Origin of the sequence: Pseudomonas brassicacearum (genome assembly GCF_003732175.1) — a bacterium.
Taxonomy (GTDB): domain Bacteria; phylum Pseudomonadota; class Gammaproteobacteria; order Pseudomonadales; family Pseudomonadaceae; genus Aquipseudomonas; species Aquipseudomonas brassicacearum_G.
This window is the reverse complement of the sequence record NZ_MOBI01000029.1, coordinates 45301-64080: the sequence shown is the minus strand read 5'-3', so window position 1 is coordinate 64080 and position 18780 is coordinate 45301. Positions and strand designations below refer to the sequence as shown.

16 protein-coding genes are annotated in these 18780 nt (G+C 58.2%); 12 read left to right on the top strand and 4 right to left on the bottom strand.

The features are described from left to right. Positions 1-25: 25 nt before the first annotated feature. Positions 26-1714 carry a lactate permease LctP family transporter gene (locus BK658_RS26360; RefSeq protein WP_123584839.1) on the bottom strand — a complete coding sequence of 563 codons (1689 nt, stop codon included), beginning with the start codon at positions 1712-1714 and terminating at the stop codon, positions 26-28. A gap of 261 nt (positions 1715-1975) precedes the next feature. Between BK658_RS26360 and BK658_RS26355 the strand changes: the two genes are divergently transcribed. Then, the gene (locus BK658_RS26355; protein WP_123584838.1) at positions 1976-2743 is read left to right on the top strand and encodes an FCD domain-containing protein; all 768 of its coding nucleotides are present in this window, start codon (positions 1976-1978) and stop codon (positions 2741-2743) included. Between the two features lie 134 nt (positions 2744-2877). Here the strand turns inward: BK658_RS26355 and smpB are convergent, their stop codons facing one another. After that, the gene (gene smpB, locus BK658_RS26345; protein WP_019691770.1) at positions 2878-3360 is read right to left on the bottom strand and encodes an SsrA-binding protein SmpB; all 483 of its coding nucleotides are present in this window, start codon (positions 3358-3360) and stop codon (positions 2878-2880) included. Between the two features lie 118 nt (positions 3361-3478). On the opposite strand from smpB, the gene BK658_RS26340 reads away from it, so the two are divergent. The 3 genes from BK658_RS26340 to BK658_RS26330 are packed head-to-tail and all read left to right on the top strand — an operon-like array spanning position 3479 to position 5634. Then, positions 3479-4882: a sodium-dependent transporter gene (locus tag BK658_RS26340; protein ID WP_103318585.1), complete on the top strand. Its 1404-nt coding sequence runs from the start codon at positions 3479-3481 to the stop codon at positions 4880-4882. 7 nt (positions 4883-4889) lie between these two features. Continuing rightward, positions 4890-5324, top strand: a complete 435-nt coding sequence (locus BK658_RS26335) for a type II toxin-antitoxin system RatA family toxin (RefSeq protein WP_054594076.1) — start codon at positions 4890-4892, stop codon at positions 5322-5324. Beyond that, positions 5317-5634 (top strand): RnfH family protein, encoded by a 318-nt coding sequence (locus BK658_RS26330; RefSeq protein ID WP_123584836.1) that lies wholly within the window; start codon positions 5317-5319, stop codon positions 5632-5634. The genes BK658_RS26335 and BK658_RS26330 overlap by 8 nt, the downstream gene beginning before the upstream one ends. 60 nt (positions 5635-5694) lie before the next feature. Here the strand turns inward: BK658_RS26330 and BK658_RS26325 are convergent, their stop codons facing one another. Then, positions 5695-6222, bottom strand: coding sequence for an outer membrane protein assembly factor BamE (locus BK658_RS26325; RefSeq protein WP_123584835.1), 528 nt, complete (start codon positions 6220-6222; stop codon positions 5695-5697). A gap of 97 nt (positions 6223-6319) precedes the next feature. Between BK658_RS26325 and fur the strand changes: the two genes are divergently transcribed. Continuing rightward, positions 6320-6724: a ferric iron uptake transcriptional regulator gene (gene fur / locus BK658_RS26320; RefSeq protein ID WP_019691775.1), complete on the top strand. Its 405-nt coding sequence runs from the start codon at positions 6320-6322 to the stop codon at positions 6722-6724. A 75-nt stretch (positions 6725-6799) separates the two neighbouring features. Here fur and recN read toward each other — a convergent pair whose 3' ends face one another. After that, positions 6800-8473 carry a DNA repair protein RecN gene (gene recN / locus BK658_RS26315; protein WP_123584834.1) on the bottom strand — a complete coding sequence of 558 codons (1674 nt, stop codon included), beginning with the start codon at positions 8471-8473 and terminating at the stop codon, positions 6800-6802. A 248-nt stretch (positions 8474-8721) separates the two neighbouring features. Here recN and grpE point away from each other — a divergent pair, with 248 nt between their 5' ends. The 7 genes from grpE (at position 8722) to greA (ending at position 18776) form a co-directional block, all read left to right on the top strand. Next, the gene (gene grpE, locus BK658_RS26310) at positions 8722-9288 is read left to right on the top strand and encodes a nucleotide exchange factor GrpE (protein ID WP_123584833.1); all 567 of its coding nucleotides are present in this window, start codon (positions 8722-8724) and stop codon (positions 9286-9288) included. Between the two features lie 102 nt (positions 9289-9390). Beyond that, positions 9391-11307: a molecular chaperone DnaK gene (gene dnaK, locus BK658_RS26305; protein ID WP_123584832.1), complete on the top strand. Its 1917-nt coding sequence runs from the start codon at positions 9391-9393 to the stop codon at positions 11305-11307. Between the two features lie 298 nt (positions 11308-11605). Beyond that, positions 11606-12730: a molecular chaperone DnaJ gene (gene dnaJ / locus BK658_RS26300; RefSeq protein WP_054594070.1), complete on the top strand. Its 1125-nt coding sequence runs from the start codon at positions 11606-11608 to the stop codon at positions 12728-12730. Positions 12731-12740: 10 nt separating this feature from the next. Then, a complete protein-coding gene (gene dapB, locus BK658_RS26295) occupies positions 12741-13547 on the top strand; it encodes a 4-hydroxy-tetrahydrodipicolinate reductase (protein ID WP_123584831.1) in 807 nt (268 codons plus the stop codon). Between the two features lie 258 nt (positions 13548-13805). Beyond that, positions 13806-14942 carry a glutamine-hydrolyzing carbamoyl-phosphate synthase small subunit gene (gene carA / locus BK658_RS26290; protein ID WP_123584830.1) on the top strand — a complete coding sequence of 379 codons (1137 nt, stop codon included), beginning with the start codon at positions 13806-13808 and terminating at the stop codon, positions 14940-14942. Between the two features lie 139 nt (positions 14943-15081). Continuing rightward, a complete protein-coding gene (gene carB, locus BK658_RS26285; protein ID WP_123584829.1) occupies positions 15082-18303 on the top strand; it encodes a carbamoyl-phosphate synthase large subunit in 3222 nt (1073 codons plus the stop codon). Then, positions 18300-18776, top strand: a complete 477-nt coding sequence (gene greA / locus BK658_RS26280; protein WP_054594066.1) for a transcription elongation factor GreA — start codon at positions 18300-18302, stop codon at positions 18774-18776. The genes carB and greA overlap by 4 nt, the downstream gene beginning before the upstream one ends. The last annotated feature ends 4 nt before the right edge of the window (positions 18777-18780 follow it).

The following is an 18780-nucleotide window of genomic DNA, read 5'->3' as shown; positions in this document are numbered from 1 at the left end:
GTTTTTTCGGTGTTTCGCGTAGCGTTTAGTGCACCAGCATGCCGGTAAACCAGTACGCCTGAGCCAGCGTAATCAGGCCGACGATAGTGGCAAAGAATAGGCTGTGCTTGAGGGTGAAGCGGAACAGGTCGGATTCCTTGCCCACCAGGCCGGTCGCAGCGCAGGCCACGGCGATCGATTGTGGCGAGATCATCTTGCCGGTCACGCCACCACTGGTGTTCGCTGCCACCAACAGCACGTCGTTAACGCCGATCTGGTGTGCAGTGGTCGCTTGCAGCGAGCTGAACAGCGCGTTGGACGAAGTGTCCGAACCGGTCAGAAACACTCCCAGCCAGCCGAGGAATGGCGAGAAGAACGGGAAGGCCGCGCCGGTGGCTGCCAGTACCAGCGCCATGGTCGATGACATGCCCGAATAGTTGGTGACGAAGGCGAAGGCCAGCACCATGCCGATCGACAAAATAGGCCAGCGCAGTTCAAAGAAGGTTTCTTTTAATGTGGTAAGACCAATTTTGAAATTGATCTTCAGGATCAGCATCGAGATCAGTGCGGAGAAGAAAATCGCCGTGCCGGTCGCCGAAATCGGATCGAGTTTGAACGCCGCCGGAATGGCGGTCGGGGCGGCTACGATTGGGGCAGTCTTGATCACCAGTTGGTCCAGGTGCGGGATGGCGAAGTTGAACACCCAGCCATACATCGAACCGCCAGCGGCGAACATTGCCTTGAAGGGTTTCAGGGTCCAGATGGTCACCAGCACGGTGAGAATCAAGAACGGCGACCAGGCTTTGAAGATCTCACCGAAGCTGTAAGGCGAAGGTTGGGTCGTGCGCGGTTGGCCGAAACCTCCGGCGCTTTTCACGGTTGCTGCACCGACGCTGGCGGTCGCTTCGGCGAACGAACGCTTGGGCTGCCAGACCTTGAGGAACAGGGTCAGGGAGACCAGGCTGACCAGTGCCGAGGTGATGTCCGGCAGCTCGGGGCCGATGAAGTTCGAGGTGAAGAACTGGGTGACGGCAAAACTCAAGCCGGCTACCAGTGCTGCGGGCCAGGTTTCCCGAACGCCGCGCAGGCCGTCCATCATGAACACCAGCCAGAACGGCACGAATAGCGACAGCAGTGGCAGTTGGCGACCCGCCATGGCGCCGATCTTGAACGAGTCGATTCCGGTTACTTGGCCGGCCACGATAATCGGAATCCCCAGTGCGCCGAAGGCTACCGGCGCAGTGTTGGCAATCAGGCACAGGCCGGCGGCGTACAGCGGGTTGAAACCCAGCCCTACCAGCAGCGCGGCGGTAATCGCCACCGGTGCGCCGAATCCGGCGGCACCTTCCAGGAATGCGCCGAAGCAGAAACCAATCAGCAACACTTGCAGGCGTTGATCGTCGGTAATCGACAGCACCGAGCTGCGGATTACTTCGAACTGGCCGCTCTTGACCGTCAGTTTGTAGAGGAACACCGCGGCCACGATGATCCAGGCAATCGGCCACAGTCCGTAGGCAAATCCATAGCCAGCAGCAGCGAAGGCCATGTCGACAGGCATCTGGAAGGCAAAGATCGCCACCAGAATCGACAGCGCCAGGGTGATGCTCCCGGCGACGTGTCCTTTGAGGCGAAACACGGCCAAAGCGAGGAAGAAAAATACGATGGGGATAACGGCCGCGAGTGCGGACAAGCCGAGGCTGCCGAGCGGGCTGTAGAGCTGTTGCCAGGTTTGCATATGGGGTGGCCCCTAATTGTTGTTGGTCAGGCACTGGTCAGCGTTCTTGGATAATTGGTAATACCAATTTACAATCGCTGTTGGCTAGGGTAAAAGCCTTCGGTGTGGTGTGTCAATTTGCCGCCCTGAAACTTTCGTCGAATGAGCGGTGCAGAGATCATCTGATCTGTTCGATCAAACGCCGTCTGGTAGGTGCTGGCGCGACGCCAATAGGCCAGAATAGAGAGCCCGGCGAGCCGTCGGGATCGTGGAGAATGAGTTATGGGGTTTGATCAGATTCGTCAGCGCCGTTTGTCTGACGATATTGTCGAGCGGCTCGAAGGGATGATCCTTGAGGGCACGCTGAAGTCCGGTGAGCGATTGCCGGCGGAGCGCGCTCTGGCTGAGCAGTTCGGTGTATCGCGCCCTTCATTGCGTGAGGCGATCCAGAAACTGGCGGCCAAGGGACTGCTGGTCAGTCGCCAGGGCGGCGGCAACTATGTGGTTGAATCGCTCGGTTCAACCTTCAGCGATCCGCTGCTGCACCTGCTGGAAAGCAACCCCGAAGCCCAGCGTGATCTGTTGGAGTTTCGCCATACGCTGGAAGCTTCATGCGCCTATTACGCTGCATTGCGCGCGACGGATGTTGACCGCGAGCGACTGACTGCGGCATTCGAAGAGTTGCAGGATTGCTACTCGCGGCATGATCAGGTGAGCCGTGCGGAAGAGGGCGCAGCGGATGCGAACTTTCACCTGGCCATTGCCGAAGCCAGTCACAACGCGGTGCTGTTGCACACCATTCGCGGGCTGTTCGATCTGCTCAAGCGCAACGTGGTGACCAACATCGGTGGCATGTACAAGCAGCGCGTCGAAACCCGCGACATGCTGATCAGTCAGCACCGGGAGTTGTATCAGGCGATTATCGATGGGCGTGCAGAGCAGGCGCGAGAAATTTCCAGCCGACACATTCTGTATGTGCAGGAAGTGCTTGAAGAAGTGCGTCAGGAAATGCAGCGCATGGCTCGGGCGGAGCGGCGCAAGGGGATGTAGTTTCGGTGCATGATCGTTCCCACGCTCCCGCGTGGGAATGCATCCCGTGACGCTCTGCGTCACATCCGGAGTGGACGCAGAGCGTCCAAGGCGGCATTCCCACGCAGAGCGTGGGAACGATCAGTGGGGGCGAGTTAGTCTTCCTTGCCCTTGTTCCGCACCGCTCGCTGCAGTTCGCGACCGGCATCGCGCTCGCGCTCGGTATCACGCTTGTCGTATTCCTTCTTGCCCTTGCCCAGAGCGATCTCGCACTTGATCAAGTGCTTGCTCCAGTACAACGACAGGCAGACGCAGGCGTAACCCTTCTGTTGCACGGCGGCAAACAGCTTCTCCAGCTCGCGCTGGTTGAGCAGCAGCTTGCGCGTGCGCGTCGGGTCGGCGATGACGTGGGTGCTGGCGGTGGTCAGCGGAGTGATATGACTGCCGAGCAGCCACGCTTCGCCATCCTTGAGCAGCACATAACTGTCGACCAGTTGTGCCTTGCCTGCACGCAGACTCTTTACTTCCCAGCCGGCCAGGACCATGCCAGCCTCGAATCGGTGTTCGATGAAGTAATCGTGTCGCGCCTTTTTATTCTGCGCGATGGTCCCTTCGGGGTGTTTCTTCTGTTTAGCCATAGGGGCGGCATTATAGGGAGTTGCGCGCGAGTCGGCTACGGTGAACCTGCGTGCTTGAGCGCATTGAGTGAATCCCGGACAATGCGCCCTCTTTTTTGATCGGTTGGGCGTGTTCAGGATGTCGTCAGACAAGGTTTCAGTCCACGGTAGTTGGGCTAGCCGTTGGGTTTTCATACTCGCTGCGACCGGTTCAGCCGTGGGGCTGGGTAGTATCTGGAAGTTCCCCTATATGGTCGGCGTCTATGGCGGCGGCGCGTTTGTGTTGGTGTTTCTGGCGTGTATTGCGCTGATCGGCGTGCCGGTGATGTTGGCCGAAACGCTGATCGGTCGTCGTGCCCGGCAAAGTCCGGCAAATGCCTTGAAGGTCCTGGCGCTTGAAGCCGGGCATTCGGCGAAATGGTCCTGGGGGGCGTTTGCCGGGATGATCACGGCACTGCTGATTCTGTCTTTCTATAGTGTGGTGGGCGGCTGGTCGCTGGATTACATCATCGACATGGGGCGCGGTGACTTCCAGGGCGTGACGGCCGATCAGGTCGGCGCCTATTTTGGTGGGGTGATCGCCGACCCTTGGCGTCTGACGCTGTGGCACACCCTCTTCATGTTGCTGTCGGCGTTCGTTATCGCCAAAGGCGTAGTTGCGGGGCTTGAGCGCAGCCTGCGGATCATGATGCCGTTACTGTTCGTGATGCTGGTGATTCTGTTGGGCTACAGCCTGACCACCGGGCACTTCATGGAAGGTGTGCATTTCATGTTCGACTTCAACCCGGACAAGTTGCTGGACGGCTTGCTGCCGGCCATGGGGCATGCGTTTTTTTCCCTGAGCGTCGGTGTGGGCTCGATCATGATCTACGGTGCTTATATGCCTAAGCATTCGTCGATTTCCGGGACCATCGTCGGCGTTGCGTTACTGGATACCTTTGTTTCGCTGCTGGCCGGCCTGGCGTTGTTTCCGATTGTGTTTGCTGCCGGTTTGAACCCAAGCGAAGGGCCGGGATTGATGTTCGTCAGTCTGCCATTTGCCTTTGGTAACGTTGCATTCGGCCAGTTGATGGGGGTGGTGTTTTTCGTGCTGGTGGCGATTGCGGCCTGGAGTTCGGCGATTTCCTTGCTGGAGCCGATGGTGGCCTACCTGGTTGAGCGGACCAACATCCGTCGTGGCTGGGTGACGTTCTGGCTGGCATTCAGTTGCTGGTTTGTTGGCTTGGGAACAGTGTTTTCCTTCAATATCTGGAAGCAGGCCAAGTTTTTCGTGAATGATGGCGGTGCGTTTCACCTCTACCAGTGGGGGGCGCAAAATGGACTGGATTTCTTTGGCGTGATCGACTTCTTCACCTCGCGGATCATGTTGCCGCTCGGTGGTTTGTGCTTTGTGGTGTTTGCAGGTTGGGTGATGGGCCGTGAAGCGGTGCGCGACGAACTGTCGATGCGCAGCCCGGCATTGTTTGCTCTGACATTGTTCTTGATGCGCTATGTGGCGCCAATCGGCATTCTTGTAGTGTTTGCCGCCCAGCTGTGGAAGTGACGCTGACATGACGACACATATTCAACGTTCGGCCCTGTTGCCGTATCCGGCGCAAGCGCTGTATGACCTGGTCAATGACGTGGCTCGCTATCCGGAATTTTTGCCTTGGTGTTCCGAGGCTGAAGTGCTGGAAAGCTCTGCCGTGCACATGCGTGCAAGCGTAGGCGTGGCCAAGGGCGGGTTAAGCCAGCACTTTGTGACGCGCAATACACTGGTAGCCGGGTCTTCGATCGAGATGCATCTCGAAGAGGGGCCGTTCAATCAGTTGCATGGTGTTTGGGTGTTCAAAGCATTGGGTGAGAAAGCCTGCAAGATCAGCCTGGACCTGTCGTTCGATTATGCCGGGCCGATTGTTCGGGCGACCCTGGGACCGTTGTTCAATCAGGCGGCTAACACGCTGGTGGACGCGTTCTGTCAGCGCGCCAAGCAGTTGCATGGTTAAGCCGGTGATTGACGTCGAGGTGGTGTATGCCGCCGTCGACCGCCAGGTGTTGCTCAAGGTGGCGGTGCCCATGGGCACTACTATACGAGCGGCACTGACTGAATCAGGCATCGCCGAGCAATTCACCGAGCTGGACCTGGCGACGTGTCCCGTGGGGATTTTCGGCAAGGTGATTGCCGACCCTGAGAGTCGTCAGGTTCAGGCAGGTGATCGCATCGAGATTTATCGAGCGTTGCTGGCGGATCCAAAAGAGGTTCGGCGGTTACGTGCGGCCAAGGCTGCGGCGCAGGCCAAGGCCCGGGATCAGTAGATTTCCCAAGTGACAGGCAACAAAAAGCCCGGCGAGCCGGGCTTTTTGTTGCGTCGCAATTTATTGCGGCGAAGTGTCCAACGGTGTTGGCGTCGGGACTGGAACGGTTTCGACTTTGTCGACGTCCTTCTGGATCTGGTCCAGCAGCGAACCCGGCTTTACCGGTTTCTCTGGTTTCGGCTTCTCGGCGTTTTCAACTGGGGCAGCGACGGTGGTGCCGCTGTTTTTGCCGAGAATCGCTTCGTCACGGCTCACGCCAGGCATGAAGTCACCTGACAGGCTGACAAGCTGGTCGTTAGGGTTGAAGATAACGCTGATGCGTTCCTGTTGGCGTTCACCGCCGCCTGGCTGCAGGCTATACAAGTAATCCCAGCGATCGGCATGGAACGTGTCGGTCAGCAGAGGGTTGCCCATGATAAACCGTACTTGCCGACGGGTCATTCCCGGGCGTAACTGGTCTATCATGTCCTGCGTGACGACATTGCCCTGCTGGATGTCGATTTTGTAAACCCCGGGGAATGAACAACCGGCGAGTGCGAGCAGTCCCACAAAGGTGAAACTGGTTAGCAAGAGCTTGGTGTTTTGCATCGGTGGGCGACTTCCACTATCTTGGCTGGGACAACGTAAACGCCGATCATACCCGCATTAAGAGTAGCTGCGAAGCAGCATCGCGAGAAAGCTGACCATGGTTGAAAATAGCGAACTACGCAAAGCCGGCCTCAAAGTGACCCTGCCACGGGTCAAAATTCTGCAAATGCTCGATTCCGCCGAGCAACGTCACATGAGTGCTGAAGATGTTTACAAGGCGCTGATGGAAGCTGGCGAGGATGTCGGTCTGGCCACGGTTTACCGTGTACTGACCCAATTCGAAGCGGCTGGTCTGGTGGTCCGTCACAATTTCGATGGCGGCCACGCGGTCTTCGAGCTGGCTGACGGCGGCCACCACGACCATATGGTTAACGTGGAGAACGGTGAAGTGATCGAGTTCTTCGAGGAAGAAATCGAAAAGCTTCAGAAGGCGATCGTCGAGAAGCACGGCTTCGAGTTGGTGGATCACAACCTGGTGCTGTACGTGCGCAAGAAAAAGTAAGCATGTCGCGCGGATTTCTGGTCCGCGAAACGAACGAAGGCGACCCAAGGGTCGCCTTCGTGCTGTCTGGTGACTTTAAATTTTTGCCGTCACGACCATTTTCTTTGCATGGGCCAGGGACTCCTTGGTCAGGTCGATCCCTCCCAGCATTCGCGCCACTTCTTCAATTCGTTCATTTTTGCTCAGCTTGGACACGGCGGTGTGCGTGGCATCGTCACCGCGCACCTTGTGGACAAATAGATGCTGATGGCCTTGGGAGGCTACTTGCGGCAAGTGAGTGACGGTCAGCACCTGTCCGCGCTCCCCGAGTCGGCGCAAGAGCTGGCCGACAATTTCCGCCGTCGGGCCACCAATGCCGACGTCGACTTCGTCGAACACCAGTGTTGGCACTCGCGAGGTTTGTGCGGTGATCACCTGGATGGCCAGGCTGATTCGTGACAGCTCACCACCCGATGCGACTTTGGCCAAGGCCTTGAGCGGTTGCCCCGGGTTGGCGCTGACCAGCAGTTCCACCTGTTCGAGGCCGTTGGGCAGCAGTTCGGTGCTGGTGTTGGGGCGTAGTTCAATGGTGAAGCGGCCGCCAGGCATGCCCAGGCGTTGGATTTCCTGTTCGACGGCATTGGCCAGGCTGGTCGAAGCCTGATGACGCAAATCGCTCAGCTCCCGGGCTTTTTCCTGGTAGTGCCGGGCGAATGCACCCAGCTCTTCGCTCAGTCGTTCGATGGACTCGTCGTTGGCATTCAGTGTTTCGATTTCGTCCAGCAGTCGTTGCTGAAGCTCCGCGACTTCGGTGGGCTGAATCCGGTGTTTGCGCGCCAGGGTGTAGATCGAATCCAGGCGTTCTTCGAGTTGCTGGAGGCGTGCCGGATCGGCATCGAAGTGGTCGAGAAAACGGTTCAGTTCGCCGACGGCTTCTTCCACCTGAATCTGCGCGCTGGTCAGCAGGTTGGTCGCTTCGCCCAGGGCGCCGACCGTATTGTTCACGCTCGACAGGCGATTGAGGCTGGCTGTCAGGGCGTTCAGTACATTGCCGGAATCACTTTCGCTGCACTGCTCGACCACTTGTCGGCAAATTCCCAGTAAGGTTTCGGCGTTGGTCAGGTTTTTGTGTTCCTGCTCCAGTTGCTCCAGCTCACTTTCGCCGAGGCCGAGGTTTTCCAGTTCTTCGAGTTGGTAGCTGAGCAATTGGTGGCGAGCACGCTGCTCGTCGCCGGAGTTGGAGAGGCGCTCCAGCTCCTGGCGGGTCTGGCGCCAGCGCTGGGCGGCCAGTTGTACCTGGCGGGCGAGGTCCGTGGCGCCGGCATATTCGTCGAGCAGCCGACGGTGTGTGTCGGTTTTCAGTAACGATTGGTGTTCATGCTGGCTGTGGATATCGATCAGCAGTTCGCCAAGGGCTTTAAGGTCGCCCAGCGGGCAGGGGCTGCCATTGATGTAGCCGCGCGAGCGACCCTCGGCGGTAATCACCCTGCGCAGGATGCACGGGCCGTCGGTATCGAGGTCGCGCTCGGCCAGCCAGGTACTGGCTTCCGGAATATCGGCCAGGTCGAACGTGGCCAGGATGTCGGCCTTCTCGGCGCCTGGGCGAACCACGCCGCTGTCGGCGCGATCACCAAGGGTCAGGCCCAGGGCATCGAGCATGATCGACTTGCCGGCGCCGGTTTCCCCTGTGATCACGCTCATCCCGCGATCAAGTTCCAGATCGAGATGTTCAACGATGGCGTAGTTATGTACGGACAGGTGCACCAGCATAGAGGCCGCTCCCAGGGTTTAGGTCTGGTTATTTATACAGTGTTTTGTTTCTGGCTGACAATGCCCGTGTTTAGCTCGATTTGCTTGGAAAATGGATTTTTTTAAAACCGCTGGGATATTAAATCAGTCGTTTTGTAAGGGTAATGGCGTTCAGCGCTCCGGGAGCCCTTGAACCTGGAATTTGCGACCCCATATACCGGGGCAGAAGCGCGAGTCGAGTTCGCGCACGATTTTGAAAGGAGAAATCTATGGCTGACGAACAGACGCTGGATACGCAAAATCCAGACGCCAATCAGGCTCCCGAAGCATCGGGTGAAGACCTGGCGGCTCGTGTACAAGTGCTCGAAGAGCAACTGGCTGGCGCGCAGGATCAGTCTTTGCGTGTTGCTGCCGATTTGCAGAACGTCCGTCGTCGCGCTGAGCAGGATGTAGAAAAAGCTCACAAATTCGCGTTGGAGAAGTTCGCCAACGACCTGCTGCCGATCGTCGACAGCCTGGAGCGTGGTCTTGAGCTGTCCAACCCGGACGACGAAAGCATTCGCCCTATGCGTGAAGGCATTCAGCTGACCCTGAAAATGTTCCAGGACACCCTGAAGCGTTATCAGCTGGAAGCGATCGATCCTGAAGGTGAGCCGTTCAACGCGACACATCATCAGGCGATGGCCATGCAGGAAAGTGCAGACGTCGAGCCTAACAGCGTGCTCAAGGTGTTCCAGAAGGGTTACATGCTCAACGGTCGTCTGCTGCGCCCGGCCATGGTCGTGGTCAGCAAGGCTCCGGCGCCGGTTTCGCCTTCGATTGACGAGCAGGCTTGAAATCCGCCGTAAGGCCCCCATTTAGATGTCAAGCGTTTAAGTGCTACCGCAGTTAGCCACCACTGCTGCGGCAACCAAATCCAAAGTTTCGGGAGAGTGAACATGGGCAAAATTATCGGTATCGACCTGGGGACTACCAACTCCTGCGTCTCCGTGCTGGAAAACGGCGTAGCCAAAGTTATCGAAAACGCTGAAGGCGCACGTACTACGCCGTCGATCATCGCTTATGCCAACGATGGCGAGATCCTGGTGGGTCAGTCGGCCAAGCGTCAGGCTGTGACCAATCCGCACAACACCCTGTATGCGGTGAAGCGTCTGATCGGTCGTAAGTTCGACGAAGAAGTCGTACAGAAAGACATCAAGATGGTCCCTTACAAAATCGCCAAGGCTGACAATGGCGACGCTTGGGTTGAAGTGAACGGCCAGAAAATGTCGCCGCCACAGATCTCGGCTGAAATCCTGAAGAAGATGAAGAAAACCGCCGAAGACTACCTCGGCGAGACTGTGACTGAAGCGGTCATCACTGTTCCGGCCTACTTCAACGACAGTCAGCGTCAGGCGACCAAAGACGCCGGCCGTATTGCTGGCCTGGACGTAAAGCGCATCATCAACGAACCAACCGCAGCCGCTCTGGCTTACGGTATGGACAAGGCCAAGGGCGATCACACCGTGATCGTTTATGACCTGGGTGGCGGTACTTTCGACGTCTCCGTAATCGAGATCGCCGAAGTCGATGGTGAGCACCAGTTCGAAGTGTTGGCCACCAACGGTGACACCTTCCTCGGCGGTGAAGACTTCGACATTCGTCTGATCGACTACCTCGTTGACGAATTCAAGAAAGAAAGCGGCATGAACCTCAAAGGTGACCCGCTGGCCATGCAGCGCCTGAAAGAAGCCGCTGAGAAAGCCAAGATCGAGCTGTCTTCGAGCCTGCAGACCGACGTTAACCTGCCGTACATCACTGCAGATGCAACCGGTCCTAAGCACTTGAACGTGAAAATCTCCCGCGCCAAGCTGGAAGCGCTGGTTGAAGACCTGGTTCAACGCACCATCGAGCCTTGCCGCATTGCCCTGAAAGACTCGGGTATCGAAGTTGGCTCGATCAACGACGTGATCCTGGTCGGCGGTCAGACCCGTATGCCACTGGTTCAGAAGCTGGTGACCGAGTTCTTCGGTAAAGAAGCCCGTAAAGACGTTAACCCGGACGAAGCCGTTGCCATGGGTGCTGCTATCCAGGGCGCAGTATTGGCCGGTGACGTGAAAGACGTTCTGCTGCTCGACGTCAGCCCGCTGACTCTGGGTATCGAAACCATGGGCGGCGTGATGACTGCGCTGATCGAGAAAAACACCACGATTCCTACCAAGAAATCGCAAGTGTTCTCGACTGCCGATGACAACCAGGGCGCAGTGACCATTCACGTGCTGCAAGGTGAGCGCAAGCAAGCTGCCCAGAACAAGTCCCTGGGCAAGTTCGACCTGGCCGAGATTCCACCAGCACCACGTGGCGTGCCACAAATTGAAGTGACCTTCGACATCGACGCCAACGGCATCCTGCACGTAGGCGCCAAAGACAAGGCCACCGGCAAGACTCAGTCGATCGTGATCAAGGCTAACTCCGGTCTGTCTGAGGAAGAAATTCAGCAGATGATTCGCGATGCTGAAACCAACGCTGACGAAGACCGCAAGTTCGAAGAGCTGGCCACTGCCCGTAACCAGGGCGACGCGCTGGTTCACTCGACGCGCAAAATGGTCGCTGATGCTGGCGACAAAGTGACTGCTGAAGAGAAGACCGCAATCGAAGCCGCCGTGGTTGCCCTGGAAGCCGCTGTTAAAGGCGACGACAAGGCTGCCATCGAAGCCAAGGTTGAAGAACTGTCGAAAGTCTCCGCTCCGGTGGCGCAGAAGATGTACGCCGAGCAAGCCCAGCCAGCTGAAGGTGCGGCACCGCACGCTGAGAAGGCTGAAAAGGCTGACGACGTTGTCGACGCTGAGTTCGAAGAAGTTAAAGACCACAAGTAAGTTGTTGGTCGGCCGGTTGACTGCCTTTGTGCGGTGACTGGTAGGATGTCGCCGCGCGGGAGCTTGCTCCCGCGTTGGCGTGTCTGGAGTAGATGAATTTTTACAGCATGTGAACTGCGTTCGCATGCTGGCGGTGCGGACGGGGATGCTCCTGCTTTCCGATCCACAGGTATCGCATCGAATCAAAGACCAGGATCGTTGAATTGACGTGAGTTGGGTCCGGGCCTGTATTGGGGCTCAACGAGTTTGGTGAAGCTCAGGAGGGGTTTGCCGAACGTCCTTAAGAGTGCAAAGACTTATGGCAAAGCGTGACTATTACGAAGTGTTGGGTGTTGAGCGTGGCACGAGCGAAACGGACCTGAAAAAGGCCTACCGTCGCTTGGCAATGAAGCACCACCCGGACCGTAATCCTGACGACAAAGCGTCGGAAGAAAAATTCAAAGAGGCCAACGAGGCCTACGAAGTACTGTCCGATTCCAGCAAGCGCGCGGCGTACGACCAGTACGGTCATGCCGGTGTCGACCCAAGCATGGGTGGCGGCGGTGCTGGTTTTGGTGGTCAGAACTTCTCCGATATCTTCGGTGATGTATTCAGTGACTTCTTCGGTGGTGGTCGCGGCGGTTCCCGTGGTGGTGCTCAGCGCGGTAGCGATCTGCGCTACACCCTGGAGCTGAACCTGGAAGAAGCGGTGCGCGGCACAACCGTGAATATCCGTGTTCCGACACTGGTCAACTGCAAGCCGTGCGACGGTTCGGGTGCCAAGAAAGGTTCTGCGCCGGTCACCTGCCCGACCTGTGGTGGTATCGGTCAGGTGCGCATGCAGCAAGGCTTCTTCTCGGTGCAGCAAACCTGCCCGCGTTGCCATGGTCAGGGCAAGATCATTTCCGATCCGTGCAACTCCTGCAATGGCGAAGGCCGTGTCGAAGAGTACAAGACCTTGTCGGTGAAAGTACCGGCTGGCGTTGATACCGGCGACCGCATTCGTCTGTCTGGCGAGGGCGAGGCGGGGACTCAAGGTGGTCCGACTGGCGACCTGTACGTGGTGATCAACGTGCGCGAGCACGCGATCTTCCAGCGTGACGGCAAGCATCTGTTCTGCGAGGTGCCTATCAGCTTCGTCGATGCAGCGCTGGGCGGCGAGTTGGAGATTCCAACCCTTGATGGTCGGGTCAGGCTGAAGATTCCTGAAGGCACGCAGACCGGCAAGCAGTTCCGGGTGCGTGGCAAGGGCGTGGCACCGGTTCGTGGTGGTGGCGCGGGCGACCTGATGTGCAGTGTGGTGGTCGAGACTCCGGTCAATCTGGGGCGTCGTCAGCGCGAGTTGCTGGAAGAGTTCCGCAGTTCCCTGGCGGACGACAACAGCCATTCACCTAAAACCACCGGTTGGTTCGAAGGCGTGAAGCGCTTCTTCGGCGATCTGTAAGGAGTCGGGCATGCGACGTATAGCTGTGATGGGCGCTGCCGGGCGCATGGGCAAGATCCTGATTGAAGCGGTGCAGCAGCGCGCACCATTCACCGGGCTGACGGCGGCAATCGTGCGCCCCGGCAGCACGCTGATCGGCGTGGATGCCGGTGAGCTGGCCTCGCTGGGGCGGATCGGTGTACCGCTGTCCGGTAACCTGGATGCGGTAGCGGATGAGTTCGATGTGTTGATCGACTTCACGCTTCCGGAGGTCATGCTGAAAAACCTGGCGTTCTGCCGCAAGGCGGGCAAGGCCATGGTCATCGGCACTACGGGGCTGGATGCGGCGCAAAAGCAGTTGCTGGCCGAGGCAGGCAAGGACATTCCAATTGTCTTCGCGGCCAATTTCAGTGTTGGCGTGAACCTTTCGCTGAAGCTGCTCGATATGGCGGCTCGCGTGTTGGGTGATGATGCTGATATCGAAATCGTCGAAGCCCATCATCGAAACAAGATCGATGCGCCTTCAGGTACGGCTTTGCGCATGGGCGAAGTGATCGCCAGTGCACTGGATCGTGATCTGCAGAAAGTTGCGGTCTATGGGCGTGAAGGTCACACCGGTGTGCGCGAGCGTGAAACCATTGGTTTCGCCACGGTTCGCGGCGGTGATGTGGTCGGCGATCATACGGTGCTGTTCGCCTGCGAGGGCGAGCGACTGGAGATCACCCACAAAGCGTCCAGTCGCATGACCTTCGCCAAGGGCGCGGTACGTGCTGCATTGTGGCTGGATAGTCGTGAGCCGGGTCTTTACGACATGCAAGACGTGCTCGACCTGCGTTAAGATGCAGTCGAAATCGGGTTCAAACACAACGTTTGAGCCCGATTTATCCCGCCAAGCGACGTCCTGTCGCATTCCCCGGCCTTTTAGGCTCATTGGCGGTAGACCAAAAAAGCCTTTTTCTGTAAGCTACAGCTTTAGTGTGTCCACTAAAAGCGCGCAGAATAATTCAGTGAAGAAGCGGGGTGACGTGTCCATACGTCACTCCGCTTTTTTGCAACCTGCGATCGCCCTTTCAGGCTTTATTTACGGGAGGTCTTCTTGACTAAGCCAGCCATACTCGCCCTTGCTGATGGCAGCATTTTTCGCGGCGAAGCCATTGGAGCCGACGGTCAAACCGTTGGTGAGGTGGTGTTTAACACTGCCATGACCGGCTATCAGGAAATCCTTACCGATCCTTCCTACGCCCAACAGATCGTTACCCTGACTTACCCGCACATCGGCAACACCGGCACCACGCCGGAAGACGCCGAGTCCGACCGCGTCTGGTCTGCAGGTCTGGTGATTCGTGACCTGCCACTGGTTGCGAGCAACTGGCGTAACACGATGTCCCTGTCCGACTACCTGAAAGCCAACAACGTTGTGGCAATCGCCGGTATCGACACTCGCCGCCTGACACGCATCCTGCGTGAAAAAGGCGCGCAGAACGGCTGCATCATGGCTGGCGACAACATTTCCGACGAAGCTGCGATTGCAGCGGCGCGCGGCTTCCCGGGTCTGAAGGGCATGGATCTGGCAAAAGTCGTCAGCACCAAAAAACAGTACGAATGGCGCTCGACGGTCTGGGACCTGAAAACCGACAGCCACGCGACCCTCGAAGCCTCCGAGCTGCCGCATCACGTGGTGGCTTACGACTACGGCGTCAAACTGAACATCCTGCGCATGCTGGTCGAGCGCGGTTGCCGCGTGACCGTGGTGCCGGCGCAAACCCCGGCCAGCGAAGTCCTGGCACTCAAGCCGGACGGCGTGTTCCTGTCCAACGGCCCGGGTGATCCGGAGCCTTGCGACTATGCGATCCAGGCGATCAAGGACATCCTTGAAACCGAGATCCCGGTGTTCGGTATCTGCCTGGGCCACCAACTGCTGGCCCTGGCCTCTGGCGCCAAGACCCTGAAAATGGGTCACGGTCACCACGGTGCCAACCACCCGGTTCAGGATCTGGATTCCGGTGTCGTCATGATCACCAGCCAGAACCACGGTTTTGCGGTAGACGAGGCGACTCTGCCGGGCAACGTTCGCGCGATCCACAAATCGCTGTTCGACGGCACCCTGCAAGGCATCGAGCGTACCGACAAGAGCGCGTTCAGCTTCCAGGGTCACCCTGAAGCCAGCCCTGGTCCGAACGATGTGGCGCCGCTGTTCGATCGCTTCATCAACGAGATGGCCAAGCGACGTTAATCGCCGGGCTTGAGCATGTAGCGAGAAGTCCCTGAGGGTGGCCCCGGTAACCCGGCGGTCCCTGAAGGGCTTCAGAGATTGATCAAGACGGCTTCTCCTCGGGGATTGCCGTCGGACCTGCGGATTTGAGTGACTACCCATGCCAAAACGTACAGACATTAAAAGCATCCTGATTCTCGGCGCTGGCCCGATCGTGATCGGCCAGGCTTGCGAATTCGACTACTCCGGCGCCCAGGCTTGCAAAGCCCTGCGCGAAGAGGGTTACCGCGTCATCCTGGTGAACTCCAACCCGGCCACCATCATGACCGACCCGGCCATGGCCGACGCTACCTACATCGAACCGATCAAGTGGCAGACCGTTGCCAAGATCATCGAGAAAGAGCGCCCGGACGCGCTGCTGCCGACCATGGGCGGCCAGACCGCTCTGAACTGCGCCCTGGACCTGGAGCGCGAAGGCGTTCTGGAGAAGTTCGGCGTAGAGATGATCGGCGCCAACGCTGACACCATCGACAAGGCTGAAGACCGTTCGCGTTTCGACAAGGCGATGAAATCCATCGGCCTGGCTTGCCCGCGTTCCGGCATCGCCCACAGCATGGAAGAGGCCAACGCGGTCCTCGAGAAGCTCGGCTTCCCGTGCATCATCCGTCCGTCCTTCACCATGGGCGGCACCGGTGGCGGTATCGCTTACAACCGCGAAGAGTTCGAAGAAATCTGCGCCCGCGGTCTGGACTTGTCGCCGACCAAAGAGCTGCTGATCGACGAATCGCTGATCGGCTGGAAAGAGTACGAAATGGAGGTTGTCCGCGATAAGAAGGACAACTGCATCATCGTCTGCTCGATCGAAAACTTCGACCCGATGGGCGTGCACACCGGTGACTCGATCACCGTGGCTCCGGCACAGACCCTGACCGACAAGGAATACCAGATCCTGCGTAACGCCTCGTTGGCGGTACTGCGTGAGATCGGCGTTGAAACCGGCGGCTCCAACGTTCAGTTTGGCATCTGCCCAGACACTGGCCGTATGGTCGTGATTGAGATGAACCCGCGTGTGTCCCGCTCTTCGGCACTGGCCTCGAAAGCCACTGGTTTCCCGATTGCGCGTATCGCTGCCAAGCTGGCGATCGGCTACACCCTGGACGAACTGCAGAACGAAATCACCGGCGGCGCTACTCCTGCGTCCTTCGAGCCGTCCATCGACTACGTCGTGACCAAGCTGCCACGCTTCGCCTTCGAAAAATTCCCGAAAGCCGACGCCCGCCTGACTACTCAAATGAAGTCGGTCGGTGAAGTCATGGCCATCGGCCGGACCTTCCAGGAATCCCTGCAGAAAGCCCTGCGCGGCCTGGAAGTAGGCGTTTGCGGTCTGGACGAGAAGCTCGACCTGAGCAATCCGGAAAGCATGAGCGTGCTCAAGCGTGAACTGACCGTGCCGGGCGCCGAGCGTATCTGGTACGTGGCTGACGCCTTCCGTGCCGGCATGACCGTCGAAGAAATCTTCGGCATGAACATGATCGATCCTTGGTTCCTGGTGCAGATCGAAGATCTGATCAAGGACGAAGAGAAGGTCAAGACCCTGGGCATGTCCAGCATTGACCGCGACATGATGTACCGCCTCAAGCGCAAGGGCTTCTCCGATCAGCGTCTGGCCAAGCTGCTGGGTGTGACCGAGAAGAGCCTGCGTACTCACCGTCACAAGCTGGAAGTGTTCCCGGTCTACAAGCGCGTCGACACCTGCGCGGCCGAGTTCGCCACTGATACCGCTTACCTCTACTCGACCTACGAGGAAGAGTGTGAAGCCGCGCCGTCGGGTCGCGACAAGATCATGATTCTGGGTGGCGGTCCTAACCGTATCGGCCAGGGCATCGAGTTCGACTACTGCTGCGTACACGCAGCACTGGCGCTACGCGAAGACGGGTACGAGACCATCATGGTCAACTGCAACCCGGAAACCGTTTCCACCGACTACGACACCTCCGATCGTCTGTACTTCGAGCCAGTGACCCTGGAAGACGTGCTGGAAATCGTCCGCGTCGAGAAGCCAAAAGGCGTGATCGTTCAATACGGCGGCCAGACCCCGTTGAAACTGGCGCGCGCTCTGGAAGCTGCTGGCGTGCCGATCATCGGCACCAGCCCTGATGCCATCGACCGTGCTGAAGACCGTGAACGCTTCCAGCAAATGGTTGAGCGTCTGAACCTGCGTCAGCCGCCGAACGCCACCGTGCGCAGCGAAGATGAAGCGATTCGCGCTGCCAGCAAGATCGGTTACCCGCTGGTCGTGCGTCCGTCCTACGTACTGGGCGGTCGGGCGATGGAAATCGTCTACGAAGAAGACGAACTCAAGCGCTACCTGCGTGAAGCGGTTCAAGTGTCCAACGACAGTCCTGTGCTGCTGGACCACTTCCTCAACTGCGCCATTGAAATGGACGTGGATGCGGTTTGCGACGGCACCGACGTAGTCATCGGCGCGATCATGCAGCACATCGAACAGGCAGGTGTTCACTCCGGTGACTCCGCGTGCTCGCTGCCGCCGTACTCGCTGCCTGCACATATCCAGGACGAGATGCGTGAGCAGGTCAAGAAGATGGCCCTGGAACTGGGCGTGGTCGGCCTGATGAACGTTCAGCTGGCGCTGCAAGGCGAAGACATCTACGTCATCGAAGTCAACCCGCGCGCTTCCCGTACCGTACCGTTCGTGTCCAAGTGCATCGGTGTTTCCCTGGCAATGATCGCGGCTCGCGTGATGGCCGGTAAAACCCTGAAGGAAATCGGTTTCACCAAGGAAATCATTCCTAACTTCTACAGCGTGAAAGAAGCGGTGTTCCCATTCGCCAAATTCCCTGGCGTTGACCCGATCCTTGGCCCGGAGATGAAGTCCACCGGTGAAGTGATGGGCGTGGGCGACACCTTCGGCGAAGCCTTTGCCAAAGCCCAGATGGGCGCCAGCGAAGTGCTGCCGACCGGCGGTACTGCGTTCATCAGCGTGCGTGATGACGACAAGCCACTGGTTGCAGGCGTAGCCCGTGATCTGATCAACTTGGGTTTCGAAGTGGTCGCCACTGCCGGTACTGCCAAGGTGATTGAAGCTGCAGGGCTGAAAGTGCGCCGTGTGAACAAGGTGACCGAAGGTCGTCCGCACGTGGTCGACATGATCAAGAATGACGAAGTCACGCTGATCATCAACACCACCGAAGGTCGTCAGTCGATCGCTGATTCGTACTCCATTCGTCGTAATGCCTTGCAGCACAAGATCTACTGCACTACCACCATTGCTGCTGGCGAAGCTATCTGCGAAGCGCTGAAGTTCGGTCCCGAGAAGACTGTGCGCCGCTTGCAGGATCTACACGCAGGATTGAAGGCATGATCAAATACCCAATGACCGTTAAGGGGGCGAAAGCCCTGGAAGAAGAACACGCTCACCTGACCAAGGTCGTCCGTCCGAAGCTCAGCCAGGACATCGGTACGGCTCGCGAGTTGGGTGACTTGAAGGAAAACGCCGAATACCACGCTGCTCGCGAGCAGCAGGGTATGGTCGAGGCGCGGATCCGTGACATCGAAGGCCGCATGCAGAATGCGGTGATCATCGATGTCACGAGTATTCCTCACACCGGCAAAGTGATTTTCGGTACCACCGTTGAAATCGCCAACGTCGAAACGGATGAAAGTGTCACTTACCACATCGTGGGCGAGGATGAGGCTGACTTCAAACTCGGCAAGATCTCCGTCAGTTCACCACTTGCTCGCGCCTTGATTGCCAAGGAAGAGGGCGATGTGGTGGCGGTCAAAACGCCTAGCGGCGTTATCGAGTACGAGATTGTCGAAGTCCGCCATATCTGAAGGC